Origin of the sequence: Mesorhizobium sp. CA14 (assembly GCF_020165195.1) — a bacterium.
GTDB lineage: Bacteria > Pseudomonadota > Alphaproteobacteria > Rhizobiales > Rhizobiaceae > Mesorhizobium.
Genome location: NZ_JAIUHR010000002.1, coordinates 418389 through 432063 on the forward strand (window position 1 = coordinate 418389; position 13675 = coordinate 432063).

The 13675-nt window shown below is 61.6% G+C and carries 22 protein-coding genes; 7 read left to right on the forward strand and 15 right to left on the reverse strand.

Features of this window, described 5'->3' with window-relative positions; translation table 11 throughout:
• Positions 1 to 250: 250 nt before the first annotated feature.
• The 10 genes from LB565_RS04245 to LB565_RS04290 all read right to left on the reverse strand — a co-directional run bounded on the left by LB565_RS04245 (position 251) and on the right by LB565_RS04290 (position 3621).
• The gene (locus LB565_RS04245; RefSeq protein ID WP_224581899.1) at positions 251 to 427 is read right to left on the reverse strand and encodes a hypothetical protein; all 177 of its coding nucleotides are present in this window, start codon (positions 425 to 427) and stop codon (positions 251 to 253) included.
• A complete protein-coding gene (locus LB565_RS04250) occupies positions 424 to 579 on the reverse strand; it encodes a hypothetical protein (RefSeq protein WP_224581900.1) in 156 nt (51 codons plus the stop codon). The genes LB565_RS04245 and LB565_RS04250 overlap by 4 nt, the downstream gene beginning before the upstream one ends.
• On the reverse strand, positions 576 to 971 hold the full coding sequence (locus tag LB565_RS04255) for a hypothetical protein (RefSeq protein WP_224581901.1): 396 nt from the start codon (positions 969 to 971) through the stop codon (positions 576 to 578). Before LB565_RS04255 ends, LB565_RS04250 begins: the two co-directional genes overlap by 4 nt.
• 1 nt (position 972) lies before the next feature.
• Positions 973 to 1188, reverse strand: coding sequence for a hypothetical protein (locus LB565_RS04260; RefSeq protein ID WP_224581902.1), 216 nt, complete (start codon positions 1186 to 1188; stop codon positions 973 to 975).
• A 34-nt stretch (positions 1189 to 1222) separates the two neighbouring features.
• Complete coding sequence (locus tag LB565_RS04265) at positions 1223 to 2074, reverse strand: DUF6011 domain-containing protein (protein ID WP_224581903.1); 852 nt, start codon at positions 2072 to 2074, stop codon at positions 1223 to 1225.
• 11 nt (positions 2075 to 2085) lie between these two features.
• Positions 2086 to 2307: a hypothetical protein gene (locus LB565_RS04270; RefSeq protein ID WP_224581904.1), complete on the reverse strand. Its 222-nt coding sequence runs from the start codon at positions 2305 to 2307 to the stop codon at positions 2086 to 2088.
• A 94-nt stretch (positions 2308 to 2401) separates the two neighbouring features.
• Positions 2402 to 2614, reverse strand: coding sequence for a hypothetical protein (locus tag LB565_RS04275; RefSeq protein ID WP_224581905.1), 213 nt, complete (start codon positions 2612 to 2614; stop codon positions 2402 to 2404).
• A gap of 3 nt (positions 2615 to 2617) precedes the next feature.
• Positions 2618 to 2851, reverse strand: coding sequence for a hypothetical protein (locus tag LB565_RS04280; RefSeq protein ID WP_224581906.1), 234 nt, complete (start codon positions 2849 to 2851; stop codon positions 2618 to 2620).
• A gap of 69 nt (positions 2852 to 2920) precedes the next feature.
• Entirely contained in the window at positions 2921 to 3376 is a 456-nt protein-coding gene (locus tag LB565_RS04285) for a hypothetical protein (RefSeq protein WP_224581907.1), read from the reverse strand.
• 29 nt (positions 3377 to 3405) lie between these two features.
• Positions 3406 to 3621 (reverse strand): hypothetical protein, encoded by a 216-nt coding sequence (locus LB565_RS04290; protein WP_224581908.1) that lies wholly within the window; start codon positions 3619 to 3621, stop codon positions 3406 to 3408.
• Between the two features lie 473 nt (positions 3622 to 4094).
• Between LB565_RS04290 and LB565_RS04295 the strand changes: the two genes are divergently transcribed.
• Both LB565_RS04295 and LB565_RS04300 read left to right on the forward strand, forming a co-directional pair.
• On the forward strand, positions 4095 to 4280 hold the full coding sequence (locus LB565_RS04295) for a hypothetical protein (RefSeq protein ID WP_224581909.1): 186 nt from the start codon (positions 4095 to 4097) through the stop codon (positions 4278 to 4280).
• Positions 4281 to 4340: 60 nt separating this feature from the next.
• Positions 4341 to 4835 (forward strand): phage tail protein, encoded by a 495-nt coding sequence (locus tag LB565_RS04300; protein WP_224581910.1) that lies wholly within the window; start codon positions 4341 to 4343, stop codon positions 4833 to 4835.
• A 359-nt stretch (positions 4836 to 5194) separates the two neighbouring features.
• On the opposite strand, the gene LB565_RS04305 is transcribed toward LB565_RS04300, so the two are convergent.
• The 5 genes from LB565_RS04305 to LB565_RS04325 form a co-directional block, all read right to left on the reverse strand.
• Positions 5195 to 6064 carry an ATP-dependent DNA ligase gene (locus LB565_RS04305; RefSeq protein WP_224581911.1) on the reverse strand — a complete coding sequence of 290 codons (870 nt, stop codon included), beginning with the start codon at positions 6062 to 6064 and terminating at the stop codon, positions 5195 to 5197.
• A gap of 138 nt (positions 6065 to 6202) precedes the next feature.
• The gene (locus LB565_RS04310; RefSeq protein ID WP_224581912.1) at positions 6203 to 6505 is read right to left on the reverse strand and encodes a hypothetical protein; all 303 of its coding nucleotides are present in this window, start codon (positions 6503 to 6505) and stop codon (positions 6203 to 6205) included.
• A gap of 393 nt (positions 6506 to 6898) precedes the next feature.
• The gene (locus LB565_RS04315; protein ID WP_224581913.1) at positions 6899 to 7144 is read right to left on the reverse strand and encodes a hypothetical protein; all 246 of its coding nucleotides are present in this window, start codon (positions 7142 to 7144) and stop codon (positions 6899 to 6901) included.
• Positions 7144 to 7566: a hypothetical protein gene (locus tag LB565_RS04320; protein WP_224581914.1), complete on the reverse strand. Its 423-nt coding sequence runs from the start codon at positions 7564 to 7566 to the stop codon at positions 7144 to 7146. The genes LB565_RS04315 and LB565_RS04320 overlap by 1 nt, the downstream gene beginning before the upstream one ends.
• Positions 7563 to 8300 (reverse strand): DUF3489 domain-containing protein, encoded by a 738-nt coding sequence (locus LB565_RS04325; RefSeq protein WP_224581915.1) that lies wholly within the window; start codon positions 8298 to 8300, stop codon positions 7563 to 7565. The genes LB565_RS04320 and LB565_RS04325 overlap by 4 nt, the downstream gene beginning before the upstream one ends.
• A 90-nt stretch (positions 8301 to 8390) precedes the next feature.
• Between LB565_RS04325 and LB565_RS04330 the strand changes: the two genes are divergently transcribed.
• The 5 genes from LB565_RS04330 to LB565_RS04350 form a co-directional block, all read left to right on the forward strand.
• Positions 8391 to 8954, forward strand: a complete 564-nt coding sequence (locus tag LB565_RS04330; RefSeq protein WP_224581916.1) for a hypothetical protein — start codon at positions 8391 to 8393, stop codon at positions 8952 to 8954.
• Positions 8948 to 10951, forward strand: a complete 2004-nt coding sequence (locus LB565_RS04335) for a phage terminase large subunit family protein (RefSeq protein WP_224581917.1) — start codon at positions 8948 to 8950, stop codon at positions 10949 to 10951. Before LB565_RS04330 ends, LB565_RS04335 begins: the two co-directional genes overlap by 7 nt.
• A 4-nt stretch (positions 10952 to 10955) precedes the next feature.
• A complete protein-coding gene (locus LB565_RS04340) occupies positions 10956 to 11171 on the forward strand; it encodes a phage head-tail joining protein (protein WP_224581918.1) in 216 nt (71 codons plus the stop codon).
• Positions 11171 to 12706 (forward strand): phage portal protein, encoded by a 1536-nt coding sequence (locus tag LB565_RS04345; protein WP_224581919.1) that lies wholly within the window; start codon positions 11171 to 11173, stop codon positions 12704 to 12706. The genes LB565_RS04340 and LB565_RS04345 overlap by 1 nt, the downstream gene beginning before the upstream one ends.
• Positions 12696 to 13675 (forward strand): S49 family peptidase (locus tag LB565_RS04350; RefSeq protein WP_224581920.1); only part of this gene is annotated, 980 nt, incomplete at its 3' end. The genes LB565_RS04345 and LB565_RS04350, both read left to right, overlap by 11 nt.

Genomic DNA, 13675 nt, shown 5'->3' on the forward strand with positions numbered 1-13675 from the left:
CGTGCGCACTCTCGGGCGTTGTCGCGCCCTCAGTCTCGTCAGGGTTGCTAAGCCCGATCAGGCTTCTATCACGGATAATTTACCGTGCAACAAAGATCACAAGCCGACCAAAAGTTTTTAACAATTCGTGATGCAACTATTTTGCTTATTAAATCGCGCTAATACAAACAGTCTTGTGGCGGCGCCGTTTCTTACGTTAACGACACCGCCCGGAAGTAGAGAAAAGCAACCGGCGATAGGTCGCTTTATACTATTTGTTAGCTGCGACCCTTTGCAGCGCTTCAATGATGGCCTCGGCGTAGTGGTGGAACTCGGGGCCTATCGTGTCTTCACTTTGCATCGACGCTTCCGGGCCGAACAGTTCGCCCACTGCCTCGCCGATCATTCGAAGCGCGGCCCAAGCGGCGCGGCGCTCTTCATCGTTCATAGGTCGTATCCCGCCCATGTCAGCAGGCTGTCGAATGCTCGCGCGGAGTGATGCGCCAGCCATTCCGAGGCCGAGTTAATGCCGAGAAAGATCATTGCCGGCAAAACGACAAGTATGGCGCGGCCTGGGTGTTTCAACGGGGTTTCGCTCATGTCCGTGTTCTCTTTAATCGAGCTTCTAGCGCGGCGATGGCGACGTCGCATTCCGCGACCGTCTCGGGCTTGTGCTTCCAGAACTGCCGCGTCGCCCGTTCGGCGGCTATGGCGGCCCGTAGTGCTTGTGCCTTCGTCTTGGCGTATCGCTTGATCGTTTCGCCGCCGACGCGTTCGTTGGACCTCGCCCACGCCGGTATCCGGGGAAGCCATCCGAAGTCGCCGTGCTTCGTTGATCGCTTGCCCCAGGTGAATGAGGCGACAACGGTGAAATAGGCGCGCCCCTTTCGGATCGAGCGCAACCCGTATCTGTCTATCTCGACCTTGCCGGTTTCATCGTCATGCCAGGCATGAAAATAGAATTCCCCGGCGACGTGCTGCAGGGCCGCCATGTCAGGCCCCCAGGATGGCGCGGCGCATCCGCAAAATCTGATCGTAGGTGAGGGCACGGACCGCCTTCGCCAGGTGGCCGGCGGTTTCGACGTCGCCGTCATCGCCGATCCGCATGCATTCCCGTATCAGGATGTTGCGGACCTTTGAGGCCAGTAAAGATTGCTCGGCCCGTAGCACCTCGGAATCTGTCATGTGTTTCGGGGTCGTCTTGCCCATCGCAGTTGATCCTTTTCGGGGGAAGGTGTGGGGCTCACAGGCCCCACTTGGTTGCGCAAATCGGACCGATGCCGGCCTTGACGGACTCGGGGTCGGTAAGCTCGCGGCCACAACAGCCGCAGACACCCGTCGACCTGCCGTAGTCGGCGGCGGCTTTGAGCGGGTCCGCTGCGATGGCGCAAAGCAGGGCCAGGGTGTCCGGGGCGGCCTCGCGGCGCGCCTCAAACTTGCCGTTGACGATCTTGCCCACGTAGGCGCCATCGGCCGCCTTGTCGGTCACGTAGAGGGTGCCGGGGTGAAGCTTAGCCGGCTTGATCGTGAGGCGTTCGGTGCGGAACAGCGGCTTTTTCAGGCCGGACTCCATGGCCGTCGCGAACAGCGCGTTGATGCGGTCGACGCCGACCTCGCCGGACCTGTCAGCGGTTTCGGAGGCACGGGCCGCCGCCTTTTCCTCGCGCTTCCGCTTCACCTCGGCGAGGCTGTTCAACGCGGCGTTGACCTGGCCGGCGGTAAGCTCGCCGTAGACCTCAAACTTACCGAGCAATTCCCCGGCGAAACGATGCCAGCCCGCGATTTCCCGAAGGCCTTTCATCAGGTCCGGGTTCGCGGCCTCAAACTCGGCCTTGGCGGCGGCGAGGTTCGCGGCTTTAGTCACCTTGCCCTTCGCGGCGGCGACAACACCCTTGGACACCTTGCCCTTGCCCTGACAGGTGAAGCAACGGCGGATGCCGCGCCACAAACCGGAGCCCAGGCACTTCGGGCACGGGAACACCGCGTCGCCACCGTTGGCGATGTGAGCGGCGGCGCGGATCTCTTCCGAGGTGGCAACGGGCGCCACCGGGGTCGAGGTCATCGGGTCCGTATCGAGGTCGTTGAAATCGATCATGGCTGTTCCCCTTAGTTCGCGAAGCGGGCGGCGACGCGGGCGTCAACGGCGGCGCGGTGCAGCGCGTTTGTTTCGGCGCGGGTGAGGTTGAAGAACGTTTCCATTTCGGCGAGGCGCGAGACTTCCGAGCACTCGGTCGAGGCCGAGGCCGCCCAATCGGCGGCGGCCTCTTTCGTCATCGTGGCGAGCTTGGCGTGGTTCGGGCAGGCGGACCGGGAAGAGAAGTAGTGCATTGCCGTGGCATCCGTTTGCTTTTCGATAACGACAATATACGTAGCGCATATTGGTTTGCAATATGCAAACGCTATGGACGTGATCTTTTTTGGCTCACGGGTCGTATGGCCCATCGAACGGGCGGGCATAGGTGAGCATGCGGAACGCGGCTGTTACGGTGTCCTCGCCCCGGACCCGGTTGTCGGTTCCGGCTTCGAAGGTCCAGCCCTGGCGAAGGGTGACAATGACGCCGTTGCCCATGTGGCGCTCATCATCGACAAGCTCGACCCGGTGGTCGCGGCGGATGCGGGAAAGGGTATCAGTCATCGGTTAATCCCCGCTGGCCGAGTTGAGATTTTCCATAGCGGATTCAAGCTCGGAAATGGCGTCGTCCATGCGTGACACCGCATCTTCGGCGGCTTGCCCTCTATCGCCGCTTTGAAAGCCTTCCGGCATGTTGTCGAAATAGTCTTGCTCTTCGTCCCGCAACGACTCGATGTCCGATTTGAGCGCGTCAATACGCTCGACAAGGGCAGCGATGGCGGCCCGGCGATCTTTGTTCATGGTGTGGACTCCTGGGGTTGAGGTGAGAAGAGCGGGGGCGGCGGGTCATCCCTCGCCGCCCCGTGGGCCTTACTTCGCGGTCGCCGGGAGGATGACGGCAGAAGGCCCGATTTTGGCGGCGAGCTTGAGGGCGAGGTCGTGGCGCCCGCACCATCCCGCGTTGTGATAGACGGTCCAGTCGGTGGCCTCGATAGCGGCGAGGTGTTCGGCGACCTTCGCGTCCGCGTATTCCTCGGCGGTCCGGCCGGCCATCTTCGCGGCGGCATCGGCGGCGTCGCTGGCCTGGCGCGCCGCATCGGTCCGGTAGTGCTCGAACTTCATGAGGTTGGCGTAATGGCCGTCGCGGACGCAACCGAGGTAATAGTTGCCGCTGTCAACGTGACCCTTGCGGGCGTCCTTTGCCCGAGCAATCGCGGCATCCTTTGAGCGCTGATAAACAACGGTGTGGGTGTAGGTCCGGTCGGCGGTGGTCCGCTTGTGCTCTTCCCCGTTCGGGTCAATCGCGGTGTAGACGGTCTTAGGCATGGGTGTGACTCCCTCGGGTTCGAATGTGATTAGCGGGCTTTGCCGGACTTGATGAAACGCAGGCGCTCGCTGGGGGTCATCACGGACACGTCACCGGCGGCCACAGCCTCGCGGCGGGCAATCTCGGCGCTCATGCGCTCGGCGGTGTCGGTGCCGCTGTAGGGATGAATGTTGGCGATGTGGGCGCGCAGTTGCTCGGTCGTGTAAGAGGCGAAAGGCGCGGTCTTAAACGCGGTGTCAGACATTGGCGGCGGTTTCCGTTTGCGTTTCGATAACGTCGATATACGCTGCGAATATCGGCGGTGCAAGAGGGTAGTTTGCAAAATGCCAACTTTTTAGCCTCGGGCGCCGGCTCACCCGCATACATCGCCGAAGATACAAGGGAAAATAGGCTCGAAAATACACCTAAGTCGCTGATTTTGCAGCGATTATTTGGGTGTATAGAAAATCGGTCAAAAACAAATAGCTATTCAGCGCATACAGGCATGTGCGTAGGCGCGTAGCGCATAGGCATAAGCGCGTAGAGGTCTTTTTATATATATATTTCTATACAAATAAATTTATATATATAGAAACAAGGGGTTAGCTGTATTTTTCGGGTGTATGGACGATTTCAGAAAAAATACATGCCGCCCCGCGAAGCGTCGGACGTTGACGAACCGCAAACGAATCCGGCTTTATGCGCTCATTCCCAAGCACCCCGAGAAGGATTCCCGCAATGGACCTCATCCGCAACATGGTAGTGGCAGACCGTGGTTCGCCTCGACAGTTCGTGAAAGGCCCGGTTCCCGACGACATCGGCCCCGGCACGCTGGACCGCTTGCGTCGTGCCGGTGCGCTCGCCCCCGAGGTGAAGGCGGAAGCGGAAGCCGAGGTCGTCACCCGCAAGGGCAAGAACAAGTAAGGGCCGATGTCCGGCCTTGAGATACGCGCGGACTGGAATACTTCCGAGGTCCGCGCTCTCATGCGTAAGCTGCAGGGCGCCCGGCTACATCAGGCGCTTTCCGTGGCAGTCAACACCACGGCTAAACAGGTCCGCACCAACGCCGCTCGCATCGTAGCGAAGCAAGGGGGATTGAAGCGGGCCGACGTTGATCCCTCGATCCGCATCTATCCCTATTCGAAGCCTGATACGCTTACCGCTATCGTGCGTGGCAGCGGAAGGCCGATAGCCCTGATTAAGTTCGCGGCGAGGCAAACGAAAGCGGGTGTCACCGCAAACGCCTGGGGCGTCCGAAAGCTGTATAAGCACACCTTCATTGCGACAATGCGGTCAGGGCATCAGGGGGTATTCGCCCGCACCACGAAAAAGCGATTCCCGATCAAAGAACTATGGGGGTCCGGTGTCACCCAGGTGATGACGCAAGCCATTGAGCAAGGGGAAATGATCGCTGATGCTCAAGACCGCCTCACCGCCAACGTGGTCAGACAGTTGAAGCGCTACGCCTTCAAGGGTTGATCCCGAACCCATCACAAACGTTGATGCATTACGTGTCGCCCTACGCCGCTGCACCCCTCGGCGTCAAGATCAATGCCCGATGCCTCAAGAGCAGAAACTTCAATGAAATCAAGGGTTTACGATTTCGCGGGTCCTTCCCCCGCCGTGCCAGGGGTGAGGGGGACGCTGCGGCGCATATTCTCTCTAGCGTCTGACCCGGCCAAACGTATACCTTCACTATGCACCACGAATAGAAACCATCGCTTTCGTTGATGGGTTCGGAAATTCCGCGGTGCTCTTCCTTGGCGGAATCCGCCAACGACTTCAATGCGTTGCCAGGGCGGGGCCAGCGCTCGGGGCTCGCTAACGTCATATGCGCGCTATTCGTCTAGCAGTTCCTTGACAGATCCGTGTCGCAAGAACTCTTCGCCGCGAAGGTGCTGCACCCTGGCCCGCACGCCAGGTTTCACCCATAGCGTCGCGGGATACTTCTTACGCATCGCTTCGCTTGGTGGCGCCCCGCCGGCTTTCGCCTTGACCTTCGCCCACAGCCGTTCCCTTGCCTCGCGGCCGAGAGTGATGACGGCGGCGCCGACATAGTGCCCGCCGGGGTCCACGAACCTGGCAACCGCCGGCTTGCCGGCCTCTCGCTCGACGCCGGCAAGATTAAGATCAGAGTGCATATAACTTTTCGTCTTCAACCAGTTCAAGGTCGGGCCGCTGCGATAGACGCTATGCGCCCGCTTGGACACGATACCCTCAATCCCGGCTTGGTCGACCAGATAGAAGACCGAGGGGCCGTCGCCTGGCAACGCCTCGCTGAACTGAATCCGGGTGCCAGGCTTCACGATGCTGTAGAGGATTTCGCGCCGCGCCTTACAGCCGATGTCGCGGAGGTCATGGCCGTTGAGGTGCAGGATATCGAAGGCCCCCAGGATGGCGGCGTATGGGTCTTTCTGGATAACCCGCTGCATCTTGTGGAAGTCCGGCCGGCCATCATCGCCAGGCACCACGGCTTCACCGTCGATGATCGCGGATTCGACGCCTAGCTCGCGGGCGGCCTCAACAATGCCGAGGTATCGTTTCGTCCAGTCCGCCCCGGAACTCGAATAGGCGCGGATATCATCAGGGCCGTTGATGATGACTTGCGTTCGGTAGCCGTCTAGCTTGATCTCATGAATCCAGTCCTCGCCGAGCGGCGGGCTCTTCACAAGCTTGGGCTTCATTGGCGGTACAAACACAAGACGCATGACTGACTCGCTGGCCGCGATTCAATCAGCTTCTACTAAAATAGTTCCGAAAGCCCTAGCGCGTCGCGATCAGTTCGGCGGTCGCCCAAAAGCCGACCGCCATGAACAAGAGCACCATGAAGGCGACGGCTAGAAGCTTCACCGCCTCGCCTCGGCCTTTGAAATTTCGCGGTTGAAGGCGTCAGCCGCCATTGCGAAAAGGTGATCTAGCTCGACTCCCCGGAGGCCTGGCCGGCGCACCGCCAACGGTGGAAGCCCCACATAAACACCATTGATCGACAGGCTGAAATATAGCTTACCATCTTCATAGGATACGACGATGTCCCGAGCCTTCGATTCAAACCGCGAGAAAAAGGCGGCTCTCAATTCTTCGAAGCGATCAATTCTGAAAATGCCTTCCGCCGTCATGCTGTGGCCTTCCTTTCCGTCCAGCACGGGCATTCCGCGCAATCCTCACGGTCGACGTGTCTGCGCGGCGGTGGCCAGCGATATCCATAGCTCTGCGTAACAGACATCGGAAGCGCCGGCAGATCGGGAATCGGGCATAGGCACGGCCAAACCGTGTTGGCGCGCATGACGACGCGCCCCCGCTTGTCCGCCTTGATATCGGCGTGGGCGCATGCCCCGCGCTTCACGCCGCTGGTCTTGCTTTCCATGACAACTCCTTGAGGGCGGCAACCCCTGCCGAGGTCCGGCGCCTCTGCCAATTCGGCGCCTGTCTCATATCAGCGAGGCCGGCGTCGACCAAGCCCGTGAAGATCTTGTCGAGCCCATCGGGCGGCGCCTCTGTCCAGTCATCGGACAGCCGCCGAAGGGTGCGCGCTTGTGCCGGTGTCAGCATGGCCGCACCGCCCGGTAGAGGTGGGTCGCGTAGGCGCCGACCGCTTTCCAGTAAGCGGCCATCGGCCCCTTGTTCTTGCGCCAGGAAACTTGCGCCCTGGCGCGGGCGTCCACGGACAGGTCGCGGAACACCTCGGCTACGACCTGGCGGACATCGGGCGGCAACGCCTGAAGCTTTGCCGCCGCCGGCAATCCGAGCACCGGGTTGCGGACCTCGGCCCGGTTCGAACGATCAACCATTACCGCCATTCCTCCCCGAGCGTGCGCCACTCGACCGGCCTGCCCTCGGCATCGGCGCGCTCGATACCTTGCATCATGCCGTTGGAGATACCCCGGTCGGTGTAGACGACGGTCGCCTCGGCGACGCGGCCCCAGGCGAGCCCGGCGGCGATGCCTCGCGCCCGTTCCTCGGGGTTGCCATCGTCTAGCACGCCAGGTTGCGTGTAAAGCAGATGGCTTGCCGCCGGGGCGTCACCTCGGGCCAGGCAATCCCGCATCGCCGCCCGAGCATAGGCCACATTGCGGTCGACGTCGCCGGCATAAGGCGACTCCAGAATGACCAGCCGCCACGGGCCGGGAAACGGCTTGGTGCGGGTTGACGCCAGCCGCATCAATTCCGCGGCGCTGTAATCCCCATCGTCAGTTTTCAACTCGCCGCTCATGCCGACACCTCGGGCGCCGGGATCAAGTAGCGCGTTTCCTCGCCCTTGATCTTCCTGCAAACGATGTTGTGGCCTTTCTTGCGAAGCGTGCCGGCGATGTAGCCGCGCAAGGTGTGGGCCTGCCATTCCGTCCCCTCGATAAGCTCGGCGAACGTGGCGCCGTTCTCGCGCGAAACAAGCTCAATGATCTTAGCCGCCTTCGTTTGCTTCGGCGACTTCGCTGGCTTCGGCCCCTCGGTCGCGATGCGCTGGCGCCTCGCCGCGCGGCGCGCCTCGATTTCCTCGGGCGTGGACTTGGTCGGCGGGAGGTCCGCAACGGCGGCCTTCATGTCGGCCGGCGTCATCTTGGCCGGCTTCGCCTTGCTCTTCGCCATCTTGTTGCCGGCCTCAATGATAGCGGCAGGTGGCACCGCAACTGAATAGCCTTTCGCCGCCTCGGCGACCGTCATCGTGGTTTCAACCGGCCTGCCCGTCGCGGTGCCAGCTATCACGGTGGTCGGCTCGGCGAGGCGCGCCGCCGTCTCATTGTAAGGCCGGCCGTTGACGAAAGCGGCGCGGCTGATCTCGGCGGGGATACCCTCGGCCAGCACCTTCGACGGCGCGGCGACGTGGGGATACCATTCGCGGGCGCCAGGGCTCACCGCCACCGGCTCATCAACGATGTAGCCGGGGAACTTGCCGGCCAGTTGCTTGGCAAAGCGCTTCGCATTCGACTTCACATTGAAGGACTTCATTGTCGTTTCCAATTCGGCTAGAGTGTTTGCAATTCGCAAACGTTTCATAGCGTCGAATATGCGCCATGTATATAGCTAGGATCAAAAAAAGTGGGCGGCCGGAAAAATCTTGAGGGTATCAGCCTAGCCGCTTTTGCCCGAGAAATGGGCGTTACACCCAACGCGGTGAGGCAAAGGGTACAGCGCGGAAGCCTGGCCGGGGCCATCCTGGCGGACGGTTCCGTCGATGCGGTCAAAGCTCGGGTCCAGTGGTTTGCAAATAGCAACCCCAACCAGCAACGGCGGAAGCCGGCGGCGAAGACTTCAAAGCTTCGCGAGGCCGCCGAGGGCGCCGAGGAAACAAGCGAATACGACCTCAAGGTCGAGCGGATGGCCGTCGACCTTGAGGCCGCCAAGATCAACCTTGAGCGGCTAAAGGAAGCCACGGTCGACCGCGAGGAAGCGCGCCGCGCGATCCGGTCGCTTATGCTGGTCTTCCGCGCCGCCATGCTGAATTTCGCGAACCGCCACGCCTCCGATATCGCCGCCGAGGTCGAGGCGGACCCGGTGCGCCTCGCCGGTGCCCTTGAAGGATACATGCGCGTCGCCCTGGCCGAGCTGGCGAAGACGCGGGCGCCGCTGGACGCCGGAACCTTCGGGGACTCCGCGTGCTAGCCGAGGGCGCCTTTGAATACCTGTTTGAGGAAGGGATTGCGGCCATTGAGCCCGACCCGCCCTTCACCGTTTCGGAATGGGCGGACGAACACCGTTTCCTAAGCTCGAAAGCTTCGTCGGAACCCGGCAAGTGGCGGACCGCCCGAACCCCGTACCTCCGCGAGATCATGGACTCGCTGTCCACGTATTCAGCGGTCGAAACCGTGGCGCTCATGAAGGGCGTGCAAATCGGCGCCTCGGAAGCTGGCTTCAACTTCGTTGGCTACACAATCCACCATTCGCCCGGCCCGATTATGTACGTCCTGCCGACTATCGCCATGGCGAAAAAGTTCAGCAAGACGCGCATTGATCCGATGATTTCGGAAAGCCCGGCGCTCGCTGAAAAGATCCAGCCGGCCAGGGCTCGCGATAGCGGAAACACAATCGAGCAAAAGGACTTTGACGGCGGCGCCCTATTCATGGCGGGCGCTAACTCGGGTTCCGGCCTTCGCGGCTCGCCGGTGTCCCGCTTGGTGCTGGACGAAGTCGACGCCTACCCGGCATCAGCGGATGACGAAGGCGACCCCGCCATGCTCGCGATCAAGCGAACGGCGAATTTCCCGCGTCGCAAAATCTTCATCACGTCTTCGCCAAAGCTCAAGATCAATAGCCGTATCGAGAAAGCCTTTAAGGACGGCGATCAGCGCTATTACAACGTGAAGTGTGAGCGGTGCGGCACCCTGCAGCCCATCGTGTGGAGCGCGATCAAATGGGAAGCGGGGCGGCCGGAAACGGCGGCCTTCGTTTGCCAGGCGGCGGATCCGGACACCGGCGAGCTTTGCGAGCACCGGCACACCGAAGCCCGCAAAAAGTTCTTGCTGTCCGAGGAACACGGCGCCGAGTGGGTTCCTACCGCGACGCCGATCCGACCGAACGTGCGCAGCTATCACCTTTCCGCGTTGTACTCGCCTTGGTTCAAATGGTCGGAATGCGTTTCGGAATTCCTGGCGGCGAAAGACGACCCCGCGCTGCTACAGATTTTCGTCAACACCGTTCTAGGCGACTCATGGGAAGACCTCAGCGGCGAGAAGGCGGACCCCGAGGCTCTACTTTCGAAGCGCGAAGACTTCACAGGTTGCCCCGGCCGCGTCGCACTCATCACGGCGGGCGTGGACGTGCAGCCCGACCGCCTCGAATGTGAAACCGTGGGGTGGGGCCGAGACGAGGAGTCATGGTCGCTTGATTACAAGGTTTTCCACGGCGACCCGTCACAGCAAGAGGTTTGGGATCAGCTAGACGATTATTTGCGCGAGCGGTTCCCGCATCCCGCATTCCCGAACGGCATGGCGATTTCCGCAACCGCCGTCGATACCGGCGGCTCAAACACGCAAGACGTTTACCGCTTCGTCAAGCCGCGCGAGGGCCGGCGCATTTGGGGTATCAAGGGCTACGCCGGTAGGCGTCCGGTATGGCCGAAAAAGCCGACGCGAAACAACAAAGGCCGGATCAATCTTTTCCCCATCGGCGTAGACAGCGCGAAAGAAACCATCACCAAGCGGCTCGAGAAGACGGGGCCAGGTGTGGCCGGTGCCGGCGCCTGTCACTTCCCGATTGAACGCGATAAGGAATACTTCGATCAGTTGACGGTCGAGGTGAAGAAAACCCGGTACGTCAAAGGCTTCAAAGACGTGTATTGGTGGAAGCCGGACAGCGCCCGAAACGAGGCGCTGGACTGCCGTGTCTACGCCTACGCCGCGTTGCAAGGCTTGATCGCCGCCGGCATCGTCTTGAACCGCGAAGCCACCAAGGTTGAGACGAAGGTGGCCGCCCTGGCGCCAGAATCCGCGGTGCTGCCCGCACCTGCCCCGATGCCGGCACCGGCACCCTTACCCGAGGACCCGGAAAACCTCGCCCCCCACGATGTCGCCGGTTCGCAGCATCGTGGGAGTGAGCCGCCGAAGGCGAATGCTAAGGTGCACCGGAAACGGCGTCGCGTCGTCGCCAGCCCGTACATGTGATGTCATGACAGATTTAGAGATACTGCTGGCTACCAAGGCGGCGCTGCTTAAGGCGATGCGCTCGGGCGCGCTTATCGTCCAGCACGGCGACAAGCGCGTGCAGTATCGCAGCATCGAAGATTTGCGCACGGCCCTGGCGGACATCAAAAACGAGATCGCCGAGGCCGAGGGCAGGCCGCGAAAGCGCGTGTTCTACCTTGACGTTCGGCGGGGCTACTGATGGGCATTATCTCAGGCATCCGGCGGGTCGCTCATGCTTTCGGGGTGGGCGGTGGCGGCAACAACTCGTTTGAGGCGGCAGGCCATGGCCGTCGCTTGCGCGGCTTCAACCCTTCAAAAAATCACGTCAATGTAGCGATCCGCGCCGCCGGTCCGACGCTGGTTGCCCGCGCTCGCTGGCTGTACGAAAACGATGGTTACGCCGGCAACGCGGTGGACGAATGGACCTCGCAAGCTGTCGGTGATGGCATCAAGCCTCGACCCCGCTTTAAGGGCAACAAAAAGGCAAAGGCAGCGCTGCTCAAGCTGTTCTTGGACTGGACGGACGAAGCGGACGCCGAGGGCAACACCGATTATTTCGGTCTTCAAGAGAAGGTCGCCCGCGAAGCCTATCTAACCGGCGAGTGCTTTGTGCGCCTCCGTAATCGCCGGCCCGGCGATATGTGGACGGTGCCATTTCAGTTGCAGATCCTACCGACCGAAATGCTGGATATGAGTTTCAGCGCCGCCCTTCCCGGCGGGAACTTCATCGTGGCCGGCATTGAATTCAACGCCATTGGCGCCCGCGTCGCATATCATTTCTGGCGCTACCATCCGACCGATGAAAGGCCCCCGAATTCGGCGAACGCTCGCGACCGCGTCCGCGTCCCGGCTACCGAGGTGTTCCATGTCTTTGACGGACGCCAGGGCGGCCAGATTCGCGGCGTCCCGCGCGTGGCTCGCGTGCTGGTCAAAATCTTTGGCCTTGAGGTCTATGACGACGCCGAAATCGAGCGGAAGAAAACCGCCGCGCTCTTTACCGCATTCTTGATCGGCAGGGGTGAAAACCCCATGCGCCTGGACGAAGACGAAGACGAAGACGAAACGCCGATCGCCGGCATGGAGCCCGGCGCAATCATCGACCTCGGCGACGACAAAGATGTCCGGTTCTCTTCGCCTGCCGAGGTGGGCGGGTCTTATGAGGCTTTCCAGTATCGCACCATTTTGAAGATTTGCGCGGGGCTCGGGGTGCCGTACTCCTACGTTACCGGCGATATGACCAAGGGCAATTTCTCCAATGTCCGCACCGACATTATTAGGTTCCGCCGCCGCGTCTCGCAGTGGCAGAATAACACTTTGATCTTTCAACTTTGCCGGGCCGTTTGGGTTGCCTTCGTTGAGCGCGCAGTGATGGCCGGGCTTGTCGAGCTTCCCGGCTACGATGAAAACCCGACCGAATATTGGGCTTGCGATCACCTTCCGCCGCGCCAGGAATGGATAGACCCGGCAAAGGATATCGCGGCCGAGAAAGAGGCGGTTAAGGCGGGCTTCAAGTCCCGTACCCAGGTCATCGCGGAACGCGGCTACGACCGCGAAGACCTGGACGACGAGATCGAGGAAGAGCGCGCGGACGCGAAGGCGCGGCCCTTGCCGCTGGTCTTCGATACCGATGGCACCACGCCGCCGGCCGGCGCGAGCGCGGCGCCGCCGCCCGCGAACGACGACCCCGCTGACAACGAAGCCGACCCGCCGGAGGATTTGCCAAATGCCGCGTGACCTTCCGCTAGTCGCGAGCCTGCTTTTCGATACGCCCTTGCTGATCCATCGCGGCAAGGCGAACACCATCCTTAACGCGATAGGCCCGCGCATTCTCGACGGCCTCGCGGTGAGCACAAGCGATTTACCGAGGCCGGCGCGCGAGGCCCGCGCGGGCCAGGGCCGCAACTTCCGCAGCGGCGGCTACATGGCTGACAACGGGATCGCCGTGCTGCCGGTGCTCGGAACCTTGATCCGGCGCGGTTCCTGGCTGGACTCGGAGTCCGGCCTTACCAGCTATTCCGCGTTGTCCGACGCGGTCACGGAAATCATGTACGACCCCGCCGTGCGCGGCCTCATGCTTGAGCTTGACTCCCCCGGCGGTGAGGCCAGCGGATGCTTTGACCTGGCGCGCTTCATTCGCAGCGCCAGCGAGGCAACCGGTAAACCGGTGTGGGGGCACGTCAACGAAGTGGCGGCCTCGGCCGGGTACGCTGTCATAAGCTCGGCTTCGCAAATTTGGGTGCCGACCACGGGCGAGTGCGGTTCGATTGGTTGCCTCGCCGCCCATGTGGACGTGAGCGAAGCGGACAGGCTGGCCGGCGTCCGCTGGAATTACATTTTCTTCGGCGCCGAGAAGGCGGACGGCAACATGCATGAGCCGTTGAGCGACCGGGCCAGGGCCACGCTACAGGCCGATGTTGACGCCCTCGGCGAAATGTTTGTGCAGCTTGTTTCGCAACATCGTGGAATCGACGCGGATAAGATCCGTGCTACGGAAGCACGCATGTTTCGCGGCACCGAAGCGGTTGAGTCTGGCCTGGCTGACAAGTCCGGCACCTTTGACGAAGCCTTGGAAGCGTTCGCGAATAGCGTTGACGAATTGCAAACGGTTACGCCTCAAGCGTCGTCAAAATCGAAATTGAAGGTAGGGCTTATGACCAAGGTTCTTGCAAACACTCCGCCGGCCCCCGTTGTGGAGCCCGAGCC

Excerpts from the sequence above, each read along its gene's own strand:
- LB565_RS04300 (WP_224581910.1), top strand. The coding sequence starts at position 4,341 with ATGCGTAAGCTGCAGGGCGCCCGGCTACATCAGGCGCTTTCCGTGGCA.
- LB565_RS04245 (WP_224581899.1), bottom strand. The coding sequence starts at position 427 with ATGAACGATGAAGAGCGCCGCGCCGCTTGGGCCGCGCTTCGAATGATC.
- LB565_RS04340 (WP_224581918.1), top strand. The coding sequence starts at position 10,956 with ATGACAGATTTAGAGATACTGCTGGCTACCAAGGCGGCGCTGCTTAAG.
- LB565_RS04255 (WP_224581901.1), bottom strand. The coding sequence starts at position 971 with ATGGCGGCCCTGCAGCACGTCGCCGGGGAATTCTATTTTCATGCCTGG.
- LB565_RS04320 (WP_224581914.1), bottom strand. The coding sequence starts at position 7,566 with ATGAGCGGCGAGTTGAAAACTGACGATGGGGATTACAGCGCCGCGGAA.
- LB565_RS04345 (WP_224581919.1), top strand. The coding sequence starts at position 11,171 with ATGGGCATTATCTCAGGCATCCGGCGGGTCGCTCATGCTTTCGGGGTG.
- LB565_RS04325 (WP_224581915.1), bottom strand. The coding sequence starts at position 8,300 with ATGAAGTCCTTCAATGTGAAGTCGAATGCGAAGCGCTTTGCCAAGCAA.
- LB565_RS04315 (WP_224581913.1), bottom strand. The coding sequence starts at position 7,144 with ATGGTTGATCGTTCGAACCGGGCCGAGGTCCGCAACCCGGTGCTCGGA.
- LB565_RS04250 (WP_224581900.1), bottom strand. The coding sequence starts at position 579 with ATGAGCGAAACCCCGTTGAAACACCCAGGCCGCGCCATACTTGTCGTT.
- LB565_RS04275 (WP_224581905.1), bottom strand. The coding sequence starts at position 2,614 with ATGACTGATACCCTTTCCCGCATCCGCCGCGACCACCGGGTCGAGCTT.
- LB565_RS04285 (WP_224581907.1), bottom strand. The coding sequence starts at position 3,376 with ATGCCTAAGACCGTCTACACCGCGATTGACCCGAACGGGGAAGAGCAC.
- LB565_RS04305 (WP_224581911.1), bottom strand. The coding sequence starts at position 6,064 with ATGCGTCTTGTGTTTGTACCGCCAATGAAGCCCAAGCTTGTGAAGAGC.
- LB565_RS04310 (WP_224581912.1), bottom strand. The coding sequence starts at position 6,505 with ATGCCCGTGCTGGACGGAAAGGAAGGCCACAGCATGACGGCGGAAGGC.
- LB565_RS04290 (WP_224581908.1), bottom strand. The coding sequence starts at position 3,621 with ATGTCTGACACCGCGTTTAAGACCGCGCCTTTCGCCTCTTACACGACC.
- LB565_RS04295 (WP_224581909.1), top strand. The coding sequence starts at position 4,095 with ATGGACCTCATCCGCAACATGGTAGTGGCAGACCGTGGTTCGCCTCGA.
- LB565_RS04280 (WP_224581906.1), bottom strand. The coding sequence starts at position 2,851 with ATGAACAAAGATCGCCGGGCCGCCATCGCTGCCCTTGTCGAGCGTATT.
- LB565_RS04265 (WP_224581903.1), bottom strand. The coding sequence starts at position 2,074 with ATGATCGATTTCAACGACCTCGATACGGACCCGATGACCTCGACCCCG.
- LB565_RS04260 (WP_224581902.1), bottom strand. The coding sequence starts at position 1,188 with ATGGGCAAGACGACCCCGAAACACATGACAGATTCCGAGGTGCTACGG.
- LB565_RS04270 (WP_224581904.1), bottom strand. The coding sequence starts at position 2,307 with ATGCACTACTTCTCTTCCCGGTCCGCCTGCCCGAACCACGCCAAGCTC.